Annotated in this window: 18 protein-coding genes; 16 read left to right on the forward strand and 2 right to left on the reverse strand. The window is 27.7% G+C overall.

The features are described from left to right. Nucleotides 1-13: 13 nt before the first annotated feature. The 5 genes from BX611_RS14730 to BX611_RS14750 all read left to right on the forward strand — a co-directional run bounded on the left by BX611_RS14730 (nt 14) and on the right by BX611_RS14750 (nt 4,604). Nucleotides 14-1,156: an MFS transporter gene (locus BX611_RS14730; RefSeq protein WP_115882750.1), complete on the forward strand. Its 1,143-nt coding sequence runs from the start codon at nt 14-16 to the stop codon at nt 1,154-1,156. 133 nt (nt 1,157-1,289) lie between these two features. Further along, complete coding sequence (locus tag BX611_RS14735; protein WP_115882752.1) at nt 1,290-2,441, forward strand: glycoside hydrolase family 130 protein; 1,152 nt, start codon at nt 1,290-1,292, stop codon at nt 2,439-2,441. 5 nt (nt 2,442-2,446) lie between these two features. Next, nucleotides 2,447-2,593, forward strand: a complete 147-nt coding sequence (locus BX611_RS15095) for a hypothetical protein (RefSeq protein ID WP_162880055.1) — start codon at nt 2,447-2,449, stop codon at nt 2,591-2,593. 346 nt (nt 2,594-2,939) lie between these two features. Beyond that, nucleotides 2,940-4,106, forward strand: a complete 1,167-nt coding sequence (locus tag BX611_RS14745) for a DUF418 domain-containing protein (RefSeq protein WP_115882756.1) — start codon at nt 2,940-2,942, stop codon at nt 4,104-4,106. Nucleotides 4,107-4,130: 24 nt separating this feature from the next. Next, nucleotides 4,131-4,604, forward strand: coding sequence for a hypothetical protein (locus tag BX611_RS14750; RefSeq protein WP_115882758.1), 474 nt, complete (start codon nt 4,131-4,133; stop codon nt 4,602-4,604). A gap of 28 nt (nt 4,605-4,632) precedes the next feature. On the opposite strand, the gene BX611_RS14755 is transcribed toward BX611_RS14750, so the two are convergent. Further along, nucleotides 4,633-5,379, reverse strand: coding sequence for a slipin family protein (locus BX611_RS14755; protein ID WP_115882760.1), 747 nt, complete (start codon nt 5,377-5,379; stop codon nt 4,633-4,635). Between the two features lie 295 nt (nt 5,380-5,674). On the opposite strand from BX611_RS14755, the gene BX611_RS14760 reads away from it, so the two are divergent. The 4 genes from BX611_RS14760 (at nt 5,675) to BX611_RS14775 (ending at nt 7,492) form a co-directional block, all read left to right on the forward strand. Then, complete coding sequence (locus BX611_RS14760) at nt 5,675-6,223, forward strand: 2'-5' RNA ligase family protein (RefSeq protein ID WP_115882762.1); 549 nt, start codon at nt 5,675-5,677, stop codon at nt 6,221-6,223. Nucleotides 6,224-6,259: 36 nt separating this feature from the next. After that, nucleotides 6,260-6,781 (forward strand): GNAT family N-acetyltransferase, encoded by a 522-nt coding sequence (locus BX611_RS14765; RefSeq protein ID WP_115882764.1) that lies wholly within the window; start codon nt 6,260-6,262, stop codon nt 6,779-6,781. A 185-nt stretch (nt 6,782-6,966) separates the two neighbouring features. Then, nucleotides 6,967-7,206, forward strand: coding sequence for a ribbon-helix-helix domain-containing protein (locus BX611_RS14770; RefSeq protein WP_115882766.1), 240 nt, complete (start codon nt 6,967-6,969; stop codon nt 7,204-7,206). Continuing rightward, a complete protein-coding gene (locus BX611_RS14775) occupies nt 7,199-7,492 on the forward strand; it encodes a type II toxin-antitoxin system RelE/ParE family toxin (RefSeq protein WP_115882768.1) in 294 nt (97 codons plus the stop codon). Before BX611_RS14770 ends, BX611_RS14775 begins: the two co-directional genes overlap by 8 nt. 209 nt (nt 7,493-7,701) lie before the next feature. Here BX611_RS14775 and BX611_RS14780 read toward each other — a convergent pair whose 3' ends face one another. Then, the gene (locus BX611_RS14780) at nt 7,702-8,898 is read right to left on the reverse strand and encodes a 6-phosphofructokinase (protein ID WP_115882770.1); all 1,197 of its coding nucleotides are present in this window, start codon (nt 8,896-8,898) and stop codon (nt 7,702-7,704) included. Nucleotides 8,899-9,192: 294 nt separating this feature from the next. On the opposite strand from BX611_RS14780, the gene BX611_RS14785 reads away from it, so the two are divergent. From BX611_RS14785 to BX611_RS14815, 7 genes are all read left to right on the forward strand, one after another. Then, a complete protein-coding gene (locus BX611_RS14785; protein ID WP_115882793.1) occupies nt 9,193-9,966 on the forward strand; it encodes an XRE family transcriptional regulator in 774 nt (257 codons plus the stop codon). Then, entirely contained in the window at nt 9,966-11,357 is a 1,392-nt protein-coding gene (locus BX611_RS14790) for an exonuclease domain-containing protein (RefSeq protein WP_115882772.1), read from the forward strand. Before BX611_RS14785 ends, BX611_RS14790 begins: the two co-directional genes overlap by 1 nt. Continuing rightward, nucleotides 11,354-11,758, forward strand: a complete 405-nt coding sequence (locus BX611_RS14795) for an LETM1 domain-containing protein (protein WP_115882774.1) — start codon at nt 11,354-11,356, stop codon at nt 11,756-11,758. Before BX611_RS14790 ends, BX611_RS14795 begins: the two co-directional genes overlap by 4 nt. Before the next feature lie 20 nt (nt 11,759-11,778). Continuing rightward, on the forward strand, nt 11,779-12,972 hold the full coding sequence (locus BX611_RS14800) for a tyrosine-type recombinase/integrase (RefSeq protein ID WP_115882776.1): 1,194 nt from the start codon (nt 11,779-11,781) through the stop codon (nt 12,970-12,972). A 296-nt stretch (nt 12,973-13,268) separates the two neighbouring features. Continuing rightward, nucleotides 13,269-13,610, forward strand: coding sequence for a type II toxin-antitoxin system RelE/ParE family toxin (locus BX611_RS14805; protein ID WP_115882778.1), 342 nt, complete (start codon nt 13,269-13,271; stop codon nt 13,608-13,610). 3 nt (nt 13,611-13,613) lie between these two features. Then, nucleotides 13,614-13,943, forward strand: a complete 330-nt coding sequence (locus BX611_RS14810) for a helix-turn-helix domain-containing protein (protein WP_115882780.1) — start codon at nt 13,614-13,616, stop codon at nt 13,941-13,943. A 179-nt stretch (nt 13,944-14,122) separates the two neighbouring features. After that, complete coding sequence (locus BX611_RS14815) at nt 14,123-15,874, forward strand: RNA-directed DNA polymerase (protein ID WP_115882782.1); 1,752 nt, start codon at nt 14,123-14,125, stop codon at nt 15,872-15,874. Nucleotides 15,875-16,101: the final 227 nt, after the last annotated feature.

Genomic DNA, 16,101 nt, shown 5'->3' on the forward strand with positions numbered 1-16,101 from the left:
GGATATAATTAATATGGAATTAAAAATTAAACAGCGTGCTGCATTAAGCACTTATTTTTTTTTAACTGGACTCTGTTTTGCCACTTGGGCTTCCAGAATTCCAACAATTAAAACATTTTTTAATTTTAATGAAGCCGAACTTGGTACCATACTTTTAGCAATGCCAATAAGTTCAATGATTGGTCTTCCAATTTCTGGATGGATTATTTCAAAATTCAACAGTAGAATTCCAATAATTATCTCCTTTTTATTCTTTTCAATTTCCTTAATTTTAATTGGATATGCAACATCTTCTTTTTTATTAATTACTGCTATTTGTGTGTTCTCATTTTGTATGAGAATTTTAAATATTGCAATGAATACGCAATCTATAACCCTTCAAAAACAATTTAAAAAGAAAATTGTAAGTTCTTTTCACGGACTTTGGAGTACTGGCGGATTAATTGGTGTTGGGTTTTCAACACTTATGGTAAAGATGGATGTATCTATTGCAAACCACCTATTATTAATTGCTGTTTTATCATTAATAATTGCCTTAATAGCCTTTCTATATTTAATTAAAGGTGATAAATCTACTACTGGAAATAAATTAATTTTTGGAAAACCTGATCCTTTTATTTTTTATTTAGGAATACTCGTATTTTTAGCTGCAGTTTGTGAAGGGGGAATGTTTGATTGGAGTGGTGTTTATTTTAAAGAAGTAGTAAATGAAGATGTTTTTACATATGGCTATCTTTCTTTTATGACTTGTATGGCTTTATCACGTTTCTTTTCTGATAAATTAATGGATATAGTTGGAATGGCAAAAACATACATTTTAAGTGCTGTTCTTATTGCTGCAGGTGTTTCAACTGCAATATTTTTTCCAACTTTTTGGCCATCACTTTTTGGTTTTTGTTTAGTTGGAGTTGGTACTGCTCCTATTTTTCCTATGACCTTTATTTTGGCAGGTACATCAAATAAATATTCTCCTGGAATGGCAATTTCAATAATTACAACCTATGCTATTGTTGGAATGTTAATTGGACCTCCGCTAATTGGCTATTTGGCGCATGCATTTGGTTTAAAATCAGCTTTCTTTATTTTTGTTTTTGCAGGATTGTCTTTTATTCCAGTTTCAAAACTGCTATTTATTTATAAAAAGAAAATGGGCTAAGTTTCCTTTATAATTAATTACAAATCAATTAATTAATTTTTATATATTTACATAACTACACTTCTAAATCATCTTACTATATTATGATTTAAAATGTTAAAAATTAACTATTTAAACCTTAAATAAAAATATAATGAGATTATTTTTAGTATGTATATCAATAATATTATGTGTTAGCTGTAATAAAAAAACCACTTTAAAAGAAACTCCACTTACACTTGAATCAGAATGGGCATTTCCACATTTTGAAAAAATTGATAGCCTCAACCCTATTTTAAGTCCATCAGCAGATTTGGAGTTTACAGACCCAATTACTGGAAATAGTATTAAATGGGAAGAACGAAATGTCCTAAATCCTACTGCTGTAGTTAAGAATGGCAAAGTTTATTTATTGTATAGGGCTCAAGATTTAAATGGAACTTCAAGAATTGGAATGGCTGTTAGTACTGATGGTCTTCATTTTGAAAAAATGCCTGCTCCAATATTTTTTCCAGATAAAGATACTATGAAAACTTATGAATGGAATTATAAAAAAGATGAGTCTCAACAAACAAATACAGAAGATTGCTATTTCTGTTATTTTGATGGTGTTGAAGATCCAAGAATTATACAAGCTGAAAATGGAGATTATATTATGACCTATACCTCCTATGATGGAAAAACAGCCAGGTTAAGTATTGCTTCATCTAAAGATTTAAAAACTTGGGTAAAACACGGTTTGGTTTTAAAAGATGAAAAATATAAAGACAAATGGTCTAAAGCTGGTGCAATAATTAGCGAATTACAAGGCAATAAAATGATTGCAAAAAAAATTAATGATAAATATTGGATGTATTTTGGAGATACCGATATTTTTATTGCCTCATCTGTTGATTTAATAAACTGGGAAGTTGCTGTTGATGAAGAATCTGAAAAATGGATTTCAGTTTTACATCCAAGAAAAGGTTATTTTGATAGCAGATTGGTTGAACCAGGACCTTATGCAATGGTTAAAGATGAAGGAATTTTATTAATTTACAATGGTAGTAATGCTGCCAACTTTAATGATAGCTCCTTACCAAAATTCACATATTCAGCCGGTCAAGCTCTTTTTGATAAAAACGCACCTTATAAATTAATTGACAGAAAAGAAGAGTTTTTTATTCACCCAGATAAAGATTATGAAAAAGTAGGCGAAGTAAATGAAGTTTGTTTTGTTGAAGGTTTAGTTTATTTTAAAGAAAAATGGTTTTTATATTATGGTACTGCAGACTCTAAAATTGCTGTGGCAACCTATATAAAATAACAATTATGGCCAAAAAAGGACAAGCTAAAAACACCAAAAACAAGGCAAAACATTCCAAGTTAATGGCTAAAAAAAAGAATAAATTAAAACAAGAAAAAGAACTTCATAAAAATCGCTTAAAGGCTATTATTAAAAAAGCACAACAATCATAAAAAAGAAAACCTTGTTTAAATAAACAAGGTTTTTTTTAATAATTATTATTCGTACTTAGGTTTTTTATCCCTTTTTGCAGCCTTCTTTTCTTTTGCAGTTTTAAGAGGCTCCTTTTTTACGTTTTTCTTAGCATCTTGACTTTTTGACATAATAGTTAAATTTAAAGTTTTTCAACAAAGTAAATATAATTATTATTTCAATCTGTTTTAATTAATTAACTGTTAAAATTATATTATAAAAAATGTATTTTTGTTACTTGTGCACCAATTTATTATAAGTTTTAATAATCAATTTTGTGCAAAAAATTAACCTAAACCAAACTTTAACACTCATACACTATTACAAATGATTACTAACACTTCTCGCCTACACGTTGTAGATGCTTTACGTGGCTTTGCAATTGTATCTATTATGTTGCTTCACAATATTGAACATTTTGATTTTTATTACACTCCTGAAAATATTCCTGCTTGGATCGCCTCTATAGATACAATAATTTGGGATAGTTTATTCTTTTTGTTTGGTGGTAAATCATATGCTATTTTTGCCTTTTTATTTGGGCTAACTTTCTTTATACAATCCAATAATCAAGAAAAAAGAGGAAAAGATTTTAGAGCTAGGTTTGCTTGGAGGTTGGTTTTACTTTTTGGGTTTGGACTTATAAATTCAGCATTTTTTCAAGGTGATATTTTAACAATTTATGCAGTTATAGGTTTCTTTTTAATTCCTGTAGCAAAACTTAATAATAAAACCATTTTTTTTATCGCCTTGTTTTTAATGTTACAACCCTATGAATGGTTCAGTTATTTTACTGCTCTGCAAAACCCAATAGTTGACATTGCTGATCCTGTTTCATGGTCTTATTTTGGAAAAATGAACCCTTATATTGAAGGAAATTCATTAATTGATACTTTTATAGGAAACTTAACTAATGGAAAAATTGCTGTTATTCTTTGGAATTGGGAAAATGGTCGTGTTTTTCAAATTTTAGCGTTATTTATGTTTGGGATGTTAGCTGGAAGAAAGTCTTTATTTGTAGTTTCTGAAAAAAACAAACAGTTTTGGATTAAAACATTAATTATTGCATCCATTCTATTTATTCCTTTGTATTTTATTAAAAATAATTTACCTAATTGGATTGCTTTTGAAAATATATTACGTCCGTTACTAACAATTGAAACTTCATGGACAAATATTGCATTTTTGCTGGTTTTGGTTTCAGGATTCACCTTATTGTTTCAACTGAAATTAACTCATAAATTTTTAAACCTTTTTTCTCCATTAGGAAAAATGAGTCTTTCTAATTATATTATTCAATCTATTGTAGGTTCCAGTATTTACTACGGATTTGGTTTTGGTTTGTACAAATATACCAGTCCAACATATGGATTATTAATTGGAATTGTATTGAGTTTATTAATGGGATATTTTTGTCATTGGTGGATGAAAAATCACAAACATGGACCGCTTGAAGCAATTTGGCATAAACTTACTTGGCTGGGAACAAAGTAAAATTTATTTCAAAAAAATATATAAATGAAATATTCTCAAAATATATTAAACTGTATTGTTAATTTTTTAAACTCCATAAACATTAAAATTGTTGAGGAAAAATTGCCCAACAATACATTTCTTCCTGGAATAAGTATTAAAGGAAATATAATTTTAATGGATCCTGAAAAATTAAAATATCCAGGTGATTTATTGCATGAGGCAGGTCATATAGCTGTAACAGAAGAAAAAATCAGGCCGTTTATAGGTACTGATAAAATTGGAAGCAATTGGCCAACTGATGGTGATGAAATTGCTGCAATACTTTGGTCTTACGCAGCTTCCCATCATTTAAACCTTAATTTAGAAGTTGTATTTCACCCAAATGGCTACAAAAATGACTCTAAATGGCTTATAGCACAATTCAGCAATAAAAATTATTTAGGATTACCACTTTTAGAATGGATGTCCTTATGTGATAAAGATGAATTTCCTAAAATGAAAAAATGGTTAAGGTAAAACCTTCAAAAATTAAATCAATTTGTATTTAACTCTTTTCTTTCTTTCTTTTTCTAGGCAATACCTCTTCTGGAAATGGGAAAAGTATTGTAGAGTTTTTTTCTGAAGCAATATTTGCCAACGTTTGATACAATCTTAATTTAATGGCTGATGGAGACTGATCTATCAATTTTCCTGCTTCCAGTAATTTTCCTGCAGCTTGTTCTTCAGCTAGTGCTAAAATAATACGTGCTCTTCTGGAACGTTCAGCTTCTGCCTGATTGGCCATCATACGTCTCATATTTTCAGGTAATTGTATGTCTTTAATTTTAACATCAATAATTTCAATTCCCCAATCCTTAGTTTCGTGTTCAACAATCGTTTTAATATTCTTACCCATTTCCTCTCTTTTTGATAAAATAGTATCTAATTCCACTTTTCCACAAACATCTCTTAAAGCAGCTTGTGCCAATTGGGTAATTGCAAAATTGTACTCTTCCACTTCCAAAACAGCCTTTTCTGGATCATCTACCTTAAAAAACACAACACCATCAATACTACAAGGCACATTGTCTTCTGTCATTACTTCTTGTGAAACAATATTAATAGTAATTACACGTATATCTACAACTTGTATAGTTTCAACAATTGGTATAATCCACCTGAAACCAGGTTGCAATGTGGTAATATATTTACCAAATCTAAATTTTAAAGCGCGTTTATATTCAAAAACAACACGTATTCCACTTAGCAAAAACAATACAATTAGAATACTAAAGAAAAATGGTATGTTCATAATTAGGTGTATTAAAGATATTTTTAATGATAATCTATTTTATTTAATAAAAAATAATTGCCAAAAGTTAAAAATTTTCTGAAGTTATTTTAATCCTTAACTTTCAATACATTAACTAAAAAAGAAAGTAGTGTATCTTTTATATTTAGTTATTAGATGTCCTCTTAAATTTACGAATATTATAATTGGTTACAAAATTATAAGCACCTTTATTTTGTGTTAACAAAATAACCTATTTAAAAATATTGTAATTTTAATTTGTAATTTTTTATTTAATAACAAAATAGATTTTATAATGAGTCTATACTTTATTGCACTTATTCCACAATACGCACTTAGAAAGCAAATAAAGCAGCTTAAACAAGAAATGAAGCTTCAATTTAAGGCAAAACACGCTTTAAAATCTCCTGCTCATATTACCTTACAAAGACCTTTTATAAGAAACGAAGAAAATGAACTTTTACTTCTAAACAATTTAAAAGAATTTAGCTCTATTCAACAACCTTTTAATATTGATTTATTAGGATTTGGTTGCTTTACACCACGTGTTATTTTTTTAAAAATAGCAAACCACGAACCAATAATAACTATGTATAAACAACTAAAAAAAGTACTGATTAAAAAATTAGGGTTCAACAAAACTGAAATAGCTTCCAGTATTTTTCCGCACATTACAATTGCTACAAAAGATTTAACTGAAGATGCTTTTAAAGCCGCCTGGCCAAAATTTGAAAAAAGAGCATTTAAAGCCACTTTTTTAGTTAATAGCCTCTTTTTATTAAAACATAATGGCAAATATTGGGATATCTACAAAGAATTCAGTTTTAAAAAAACAACCGATTAATTTTGTATTTTTCAGCATAAAACTTTTTATATATAAATGAATTTTTCTCCTTTTCCTGTTTTAAAAACAAATAGGCTACTGCTTAGGCAATTAAAAGATTCTGATTGTGAAACTATTTTTTATTTACGGTCAAACGAAACGGTAAACGAATTTGTAAAAAGGGCTAAAGCTGAAAGTATTGAAGATGCTTTGTTGTTTATTACTAAAATTAAGAAAGCTGTTTCTAAAAATGAAAGTATTTATTGGTGTATTACATTTAAAAGTAATCCTTATTTAATTGGTACTATATGCTTATGGAATTTTTCAGAAGATAAAAAAACAGCTGAAGTTGGGTACGATTTACATCCGGATTTTCAACAAAAAGGGATTATGAATGAAGCCATACAAAGCGTTTTAAATTATGGTTTCAATACTTTAAAACTGGAAATAATTGAAGCTTATACTCAAAATAACAACAAAAACTCCATAAAACTTTTAGAGAAAAATAATTTTCTTCTTATTAAAAACAGAAAGGATAAGGACAATTTAGACAACCTAATATTTACACTTAAAAAATAGATAAAGAACTTTAAATTTCGTCAGTTCGAGAGGTTTTTTATAATGAAATGAAAAAAATTGTATCGAGAACAGTTAGTTTAAGTACTAATATAAGTTGGCAACAATAATGATTTACAATTCTAATAGATAAATAAAATTTGTGATTGATGTGTTTTTGGTGTATATTTACATCAAAATAGAAAATTATGACAAGACAGAGTATTTCATTTACAGAACCTAATGATGATTGGTTAAAAGCCCAAATTGAAAATAAAGAATATTCAAGTAAAAGTGAATTAGTCAATGATTTGATTAGACAAGCTAGAAAACAACAAGCTCAAATTGATTGGATTAGCTCTAAATTGGAAACAGCAGAAAAAAGTGGATTTACTACAGATTCTAAAAAACAAATTTTAGCTCAATCAAAATCCTTGTTGAATGACTAATTATAGGCTGAGTAATACAGCTAAAGAAGATTTAATAAGAATTCATCATTATGGAGTAAAGATATTTGGAGAAAGACAAGCAGATAAATATTTTAATTCCTTTTTTGAATATTTTGATAGAATATCAAAAAGTCCATATTCATTTGAGTCCGTTGATTATATCAAAATAAGATATAGAAAATGTGTTTGTGGTTCAGATTCGATTTATTTTAGGATAAATGAGAATGATAAAGTTGTTGAGATTATGGCTATAATTGGACAACAAGATTTGAAAAATATATTATAAAAAATTACAGTTGCCAACAATGTACATAAAAAATAGCTTCATTTAATAAAATAGAATGTTTCTAAACCTAAAAAATATTAATTTTAAACATCGGAAAATACCGTTTTCAAAAACGCTACTTTTTATGTACTAAACTGTTCTCGACACAAAATTTTTATCAAAATTTTACTCGAACTGACGCACTTCAAAAAAGTGTCATCTCTTAAATTTTATTCACTAGTCATAATAAATAATGGATTCATTTCAAAGCTATTATAAGTAGGACAAAGTCTTTCTGTATTATAAAACTTACTAATATTTACTAATTTCGATTTACCAGTTACTACATCAATTGGCACGTTGTCATAACGTCCATTTTTTAAAACTACTAAACGACCGTGAATACCTTTTAAAATTAAATCTAAAGCTAAATTACCATAAGCCATTGGTACAATGGAATCTATTGCATCTGGATCTCCACCTCTAACTAAATATCCTAATTTTTGATTAATTACATTAATTTTTTTGCCATTATTGTATTTAGGTGACAATTCTTTCAATCTTTGTGAAACAAGCTCTCCTATTCCACCAAGTTTTGCGTGTCCAAACTGGTCTTTTTCACCATCTTTAAAAACCATTTCACCACCTTCAAACATAGCACCTTCAGAAACCAATACAACCGAATAATTACTTGGGTTTTCGGCTCTATCTTCAATTAAACGCTCTGTTAATTTATCTATATTAAATTTATATTCAGGTATAACACAACGGTTTGCAGCACCAGCCATAGTTGGTAACATTGCTGTAAAACCAGCATACCTACCAAATACTTCCAATACTAAAAAACGCTCGTGCGAACCTGCAGAAGTTCTAAGTGTATTTGTCATATTTATAGTTCTGGTAACACAGGTACTAAAACCAATACAATAATCGGTTCCAGGAACATCATTATCCATTGTTTTTGGAATTGCTACCACTTTTACGCCTTCTTGATACAAACGCACTGCATAACTTAACGTATCATCACCACCAATTGGAATTAAATAATCCACGCCTAAATAGTTTAAATTATCTAAAACTACTTTGGTCATATCATTATACTCATCTTTATAAGCATCTTTTAAATGTTCTGGAACACTTGCTTTTGGTAAATGACTTGGTCGTGTTCTTGAACTATGTAAAAAAGTACCTCCGGTTCTACCAGCTCTATTTACAATAATTTGAGTAAGTTCAACAAAATTATAACTATTATCTACTTTTGGATCTTGAATCATTTCAACAATTCCGGCCCATCCTCTTCTTAGTCCTATAACACGATATCCTTCGCGTATTGCTCTAATTGTTATTGCTCTAATTGCAGGATTTAAACCAGGAACATCTCCTCCTCCGGTTAATATTGCTATGGTTCCTTTTACTTTTTTTGCCATGTGATTATATATTTATGTTATCTCTTGTTAATAATTTTATCAAAATTTTAAATATTGAAAAACTTTTTAGGAAATTAAAAAAGCACAGTTTCAAACGCATCAGTCACAAAATGCACTCTCAAATTTACACTTTTATTCAAAAAAATCATACAAAATTGTCCTAAATTTTTGAAGCTTAGTTTCTTATAAAGACTAAAAATATTTTTTATAAAAATGAAGAAACATTTTTGCAATAAATGCGTGTATTTATATTTTTTTATTAAATTAGCAAACAAAGCTCATAATTTTAGCAAAATGAATTTTATATCAAATAACATTAAACACATTAGAACTTTAAAAGGTTTAACGCAGGAACAATTTGCTTTAGCATTACATGTTTCGCGCTCACGAATAAGCTCGTATGAAGAAAACAGGGCAGTCCCTCCTATTGAATTTTTAATTGAATTGTCTGATTTTTTTAAAATTTCAATAGATATTTTAGTAAAAAAAGATTTATCAAGCGCAACGGATGCCAATTTTCTTGAAATTGGTAATAACCGATTACTTTTTCCAATAACGGTTGACAATGAGAATGAAGATTTAATTGAAATTATTCCTGTAGAAGCTTCCGCTGGCTATTTAAGAGGTTATTCCGATCCTGAATATATTGAGCATTTAAACAAAATTAAACTCCCTTTTTTACCAACCGGAACACACAGAGCATTTCCTATAAAAGGAGATTCTATGCTTCCTGTAAAAAGTGGCTCCTATATTGTGGCACGTTTTGTTGAAGATATTAGAGATGTAAAAAACGGAAAAACATATATTGTAATTACATTAAATGATGGCATTGTTTACAAACGTGTTTTTGATAAAATTGAAGAACATAATATGTTGCTTTTAGCATCAGACAACAAAAAATACGATCCTTATTTTGTACCCGTTGATGAAGTACTGGAATTATGGGAATATACTTGCAGTATTAATACACAAGAATATGACGAACACGAGCTTAAAATTAGCAGTATTGCAACCATGCTTACGCAACTTGGTGTTGAATTAAAAGAACTTGAGAAATCCCTAAATTAATGTACTCAATTATAGATATAGAAACTACAGGGCATAGCTCTAAAATAACTGAAATTTCCATTTTTGTTTTTGATGGTAAAAAAGTAGTTGATGAATTTACAACACTTGTAAACCCCGAATGTATTATTCCGCCATTTATAACCAATTTAACCGGAATAACCAACGCTATGGTTGGCAACGCCCCAAAATTTTATGAAATAGCTAAAAAAATACAAGAAATAACTGCAGATACCATTTTTGTAGCCCATAATGTAAATTTTGATTTCAATATAATTCAAAAAGAATTTAAAGATATTGGCTTCGATTTTAAACGAAAAAAACTATGTACCATTCGCTTATCTCAAAAATTAATTCCGGGGTTAAAATCGTATAGTTTGGGTGCACTTTGCAACTCTCAAAATATAGTAATTAAAGATCGGCACAGAGCCAAAGGAGATGCTGAAGCAACAACTATTTTATTTGAAAAACTAGTAAAAATAGATACTAACCAAACAGTTATTAATTCATTTTTAAACCCAAGATCAAGACAGGCAACGTTACCTCCATTACTTCCTAAAAAAATAGTGGATAATCTTTCAGAAAAAACAGGTGTTTACTATTTTAAAAATGAAAAAAATGAAATTATTTATGTAGGGAAAGCAAACAATATTAAACAACGCGTAATCAGTCATTTTTACGATAAGGCAAAAAAAGAAGTTTCAATGTGTTTAGAAACTTCAAACGTTACTTTTGTTGAAACTGGTAGCGAATTGGTTGCATTATTATTAGAATCATCAGAAATTAAAAAATTATATCCTAAATTTAACCGTGCACAACGCAGAACCCAGGAAAGTATTGGTTTATTTAGTTATGAAGATAGAAATGGCATTATTCATTTAGCCTATAACAGGTTAAAATTGATTCAAAATCCGTTACAAAAATTTCACAATGTAACCGAATGTAGAATGTTTTTAGAAAAATTATGTAAAACATTTGAATTATGCCCAAAATACTGTCATTTGCAAACCAATGTTACTACTTGTTTTCACTATCAAATAAAACAATGTAAAGGCATTTGCAAAGATGAAGAACCTGCTGAAAATTACAATAAAAGAGTGCTAAAAGCTATTGAATCTATAAAGTTTAAAGCGGCAAATTTTATAATAAAAGAATCAGGAAGAGCAAAAGATGAAAATGCCTATATTCTTATTTTAAATGGTGTTTATATGGGATTTGGCTATGCCAATAAAAGTTTAAAATTAAAATCAGCTGATGATTATTTTGAAATAATTACCTCCAGAAAAGACAATAATGATGTAAATCGCATTTTAAAACAATATGTTAATAAAAATGAAAATAAAATAGTTCCTTTAAATTATACCGAACCCGTATTTAACCTTAGTATTGAATGAACAACCAAAAAAAATCAACTAAATTAGATTTAACTGTTTTTGAAAGAAATGGTAAAATTGAATTTGTACATATTATAAGGAGAAATAAATTTAAAGCAACCAAGGCTTTAAACGGATTTTTAATTGGCTTAAAAAATGAAGCTTCTGGTTCTAAAGAAACCTCTAGAATAATTGTAAAATTTATATCGAATCAAAAAATTTCAAAAGAGGAAGAAAAGCATTTAAAAACGCAGGTATATGATATTTTTAAAATATTAGGAATTGGCGTTCCGTTTATGCTTATACCAGGTTCAACACTTTTAATTCCGTTTATTATAAAAGTTGCAGAAAAAAAAGGAATCGATTTAATTCCTTCAAATTTTAAAAAAAATAAAGAACTAAAAAATTCAAAAATGAATTAACTTCTTATTTATAAATTGCTATGAAAAACTATAAAAAAAATGTACCAATTTTACTTTTAAGTAAAGTGATACATAGAAAAAATGTACAATTACTTCTTACTTTTCCTTTTGATTTTCAACTAAAAGAAAAAATTAAAAACATCCCTAATTATAAGTATAGTTATACCCTAAAAGGTTGGTACACATTGTATTCCGAAGAAAATATTACAAATTTAAAAAATGAATTAAAAGGATTGGTAAATTTTCAATTAGATCAATCAAATTTTATTAAAAAAGAAGTAATTCCACCTAAAAAGCCAAGAGTAATTTCCGAAGAAAATAAAGAAATAATAAGGCTTTTTGTTAAATATTTAAGAGGAAAACGCTATAGCGAAAGCACAATTAAAACCTATTTTTCATTAATCGCTGACTTTATTGATTATATAAAAGATAAACCATTGGTTGAACTTAGTAATAAAGATGTTGAGTTATTTATTGAAGACGTATTTATACCAAGAAAATTAAGTGTTAGCACTCAAAGACAATTAATAAGTGCAATTAAACTGTTTAAGGTTTTTTATCCGGAATGCAATATTGATGAAGTACGGTTAAAAAGACCACGAAGAGACAAAATATTACCTACTGTATTATCTAAAGAAGAAGTTATAGATTTATTGCGTTACACTAAAAATTTAAAACACAGGGCTGTATTAGCAATGATTTATTCAGCTGGATTAAGAATAAGTGAATTAATAAATTTAGAATTAAAACATATTGATATTGACCGAAGACAAATACTTGTAAAAAACAGTAAAGGAAGAAAAGATAGAAATATAATATTGGCAGAAAGTTTTATTCCACTTATGGTCAATTACTTAACTAGCTATACACCTACTAAATATTTTGTTGAAGGCTTAATTGATGGCCAGAAATACGCAGCTGAAAGTGTAAGAGGCTTTTTAAAACTTTCGTGCAGTGCGGCGAAAATAACAAAAAGAGTTACACCACATACTTTACGACACAGTTATGCTACACATTTATTAGAAAACGGCATTGATTTAAGATATATACAAGAATTATTAGGACATGCAAAACCTGAAACTACAATGATTTATACCCATGTTAGTAAGAAAGATTTACTTCAAATAAAGAGTCCGTTAGATATGGCATTAAAAAGTTTAGCTAAAAGCAATGAAGGCTCTAGCAATAATTTAAGATTATCTGGAAATTATTAAACTTTAAATGTGTATTTATATAAAATGAATTTAAATAAGCCACAATTTAAGTTTGTTTTTAACTTATCCATTTAATTTTTTACTATTTTAGTATGAAATTTAAAAATTGCAAACAAAATTCAACACCAATAAAAAAGCTAAAACATACGTTTATCCGGAATATTAATGCGATAAACAGTTGATTTAGTTTGCATATAACAAGTTGCCTGTAATACGATTGAAAATCGTAAAATAAAAATAGTTTCCATATATTGAAACTTTTTACTAACTTTGTCGTCTAAATAGTTAGAAAAGGAATGAAACCTAAATTTGATGTAATATTTTTAGAACAAGCTATTGAGTTTGTAGAAAATTTAGACAATAAAACGAGAACGAAAATATTCTACAATATTGATAAAGCTAAATTGATAAATGATCCAAAACTTTTTAAAAAATTAAAAGATGAAATTTGGGAGTTCAGAACAAAATATAACGGAATTCAAATTAGACTTTTTGCTTTTTGGGACAAAACAGAGAAAACTGAAACGCTAGTGATATCAACTCACGGAATTATTAAAAAAGTGAGTAAAGTTCCAAAAGGAGATATTGAAAAAGCTGAAAAATTGAGAGAGGAATATTTTAATCAAAAAAAACTTTAGAAAATGGAAACTACTAAAAAAATGAAAATGATGAGTTTAGACCAACTTAAAGATAAACATCTTGGAGAAGTTGGAACAATTGAAAGAGATAAATATGAGTTTGATTTAAAAATTGAGATTCTTGGAGATATGATAAAATCTGTCCGAAAAGAAAGACACTTAACTCAAGAACAATTAGGAGAACTAATTGGAGTGCAAAAATCTCAAATATCAAAACTTGAGAGAAATACGAGAAATGTTACAATTGAGACAATTTTGAAAGTCTTTAAAGCTTTGAAAGCTAATGTGAAATTCAGTATAGAAATGAACGAGGGAGAATTCAAAGTAGCGTAAAGTACTACAGGCAACAACTCATAAAATTTATGCTTAAATTTGATTTAGTACAAACGACAAACATTCAATAAAAAATTTGCTACGTCCGAAAAATCTCCGATTTTCCAGTCGCACAAATCTTATAAAAAACCGTTGTATAAAATTTAAAACAAAGACCTACAAAAAGAAAAATAACCTTAATGAATTTAAAAAAGCTATTAGAAAAAGGATATTTCCCAAAAGAACTTCCTCCTCCATTTGAAACTAAACTTTTCGCTGACAAACATCAGACTATAAATGCTCGATGGAAAAAAATAATTGAGGAAGAAAAAAAGAAAAAACCTAGTGAAAGTAAATCAACAGCAAGAAAGAGGTTCCAAGATAAGTATGGGAAATATTCAAGTTCTCAATTAGCTATATTTAGTATTTCTAAAGGAGTATATTCTCGAAGAAAAATTGCTATTCCAAATCCTAAACAGTATTTAGACCTTTCAAAAGCAGTCATTGAAAACTGGAGTTTGTTAAGAAACACATATAAGTTAAGCCCATATTCACAAAGTACACCTATCGAATCTGGCGCAAATAGAGCTGTTAGAACAAAAAGTAACTCTTGGAGTAATTTTAAATTTCAATTAATCGAAAAATCTTTTGATAAAAAAATTGAATTAAGATTAGATATTTCTCAATTTTATCCAACAATATATACTCATTCTATTCCTTGGGCTATTTTAGGAAAAGAAAAAGCGAAAAAACTTTTTAAAAAATCAGCTACCGATAAAGTGAAATGGGAAAAATTATTAGCACAAAATAACAAAGATGCTAAAGCATATAAGTCGGCTGATTTTATTGATAACCTTGTGAGAAATTGTAATGACCGGCAGAGTATCGGTTTATGTATTGGGCCTGATACCTCTTTCATTTTAGCAGAGATTATAGGTAATAGAATTGATTTTGAAATTAATAAACGATTAAATTTAATAAATCATTCTGGAACTAGATATTATGATGATTATTATTTATACTTTGACACAAGAAATGATGCTGAAAATGCATTAAAAATAATACAGCAGGTTCTTTATGAGTTTCAATTAGAAACTAATGAAAGTAAAGTAAGTATTAAAAATCTTCCATTTCAATACATAGAATTATGGTCAGATAATTTAGATAGATTTAAGTTTGAAAAATCTGACAAGTTTGAAATAAGAAATTTCTTCAACCTACTTCATAGAACAATTGATTTAAATAAGAAAAACTCATCTTGGATTATCAATTATGCATTAAAACGATTTAAAAAAGGAGAAGTCGAAATTAAAGAAGGTGAATGGGAAATTTTCCTTTCATTTTTATTACAAACTTTAATAATTGATACAAGTATAATTGCTTTAATATTTGAAATTATTTTAATATATCAAGTCTACTTAAATAATAAATCAAAATATAAGATAAAAAATGTATTAACTAATATAATCAAAGAACATATAATACTCAACCATTCTTTTGAGGTTACTTGGTCTTTATGGCTGTTTATTTCATTTGAGATTGAATGTGATAAGCAAGTTTTAGAATTGGTTTTAGAAAGTAAAGATTCAATATCTAAAATTTTATGTCTTGATTTAATTAATAAAAATTTATACAAAGGAAGAAAACCTCAATTAAAAAGAATTAAAGAAGAGCTAAAAACAGTAAGTAGTTTTGGTGATAATTGGTTACTAATATATGAAACAATAAAACAAAACTGGCTTGATTTCGAGGATGATAAAACTATAATGAATAATGAGTATTTCGAAATTCTAAAAGATTTAGATATATCTTTTTATAATAATACAAATCAAATCCAACCAAAAGTAAAAGTAGAGATTGATTATAATGAATTTTTTGATATTGAATATCATTTAATAACAATTGAACCTGAAACAGAAGATGATGATGAAGATGACGACGCTTGGTATTAATAAACTTTATACAACAATGGCTATAAAAAATTGCTTAATTCAGTAAATAGAATGTTTCTAAAACAAAAAAAACTTAAATTTAAACATCAGAAAATTACGTTTTCAAAAACGCAACTTTCCATAGCCTAAACCGTTGGCATTAATAGTGCCAGAGGAAAATTTTAGTTCTATTGAAAAATGATTAGCATTCTATTATAATTTGTAATTTTTAAGATAAATCTAGTTAA

The organism is Lutibacter oceani (assembly GCF_003384935.1).
Taxonomy (GTDB): Bacteria; Bacteroidota; Bacteroidia; order Flavobacteriales; family Flavobacteriaceae; genus Lutibacter; species Lutibacter oceani.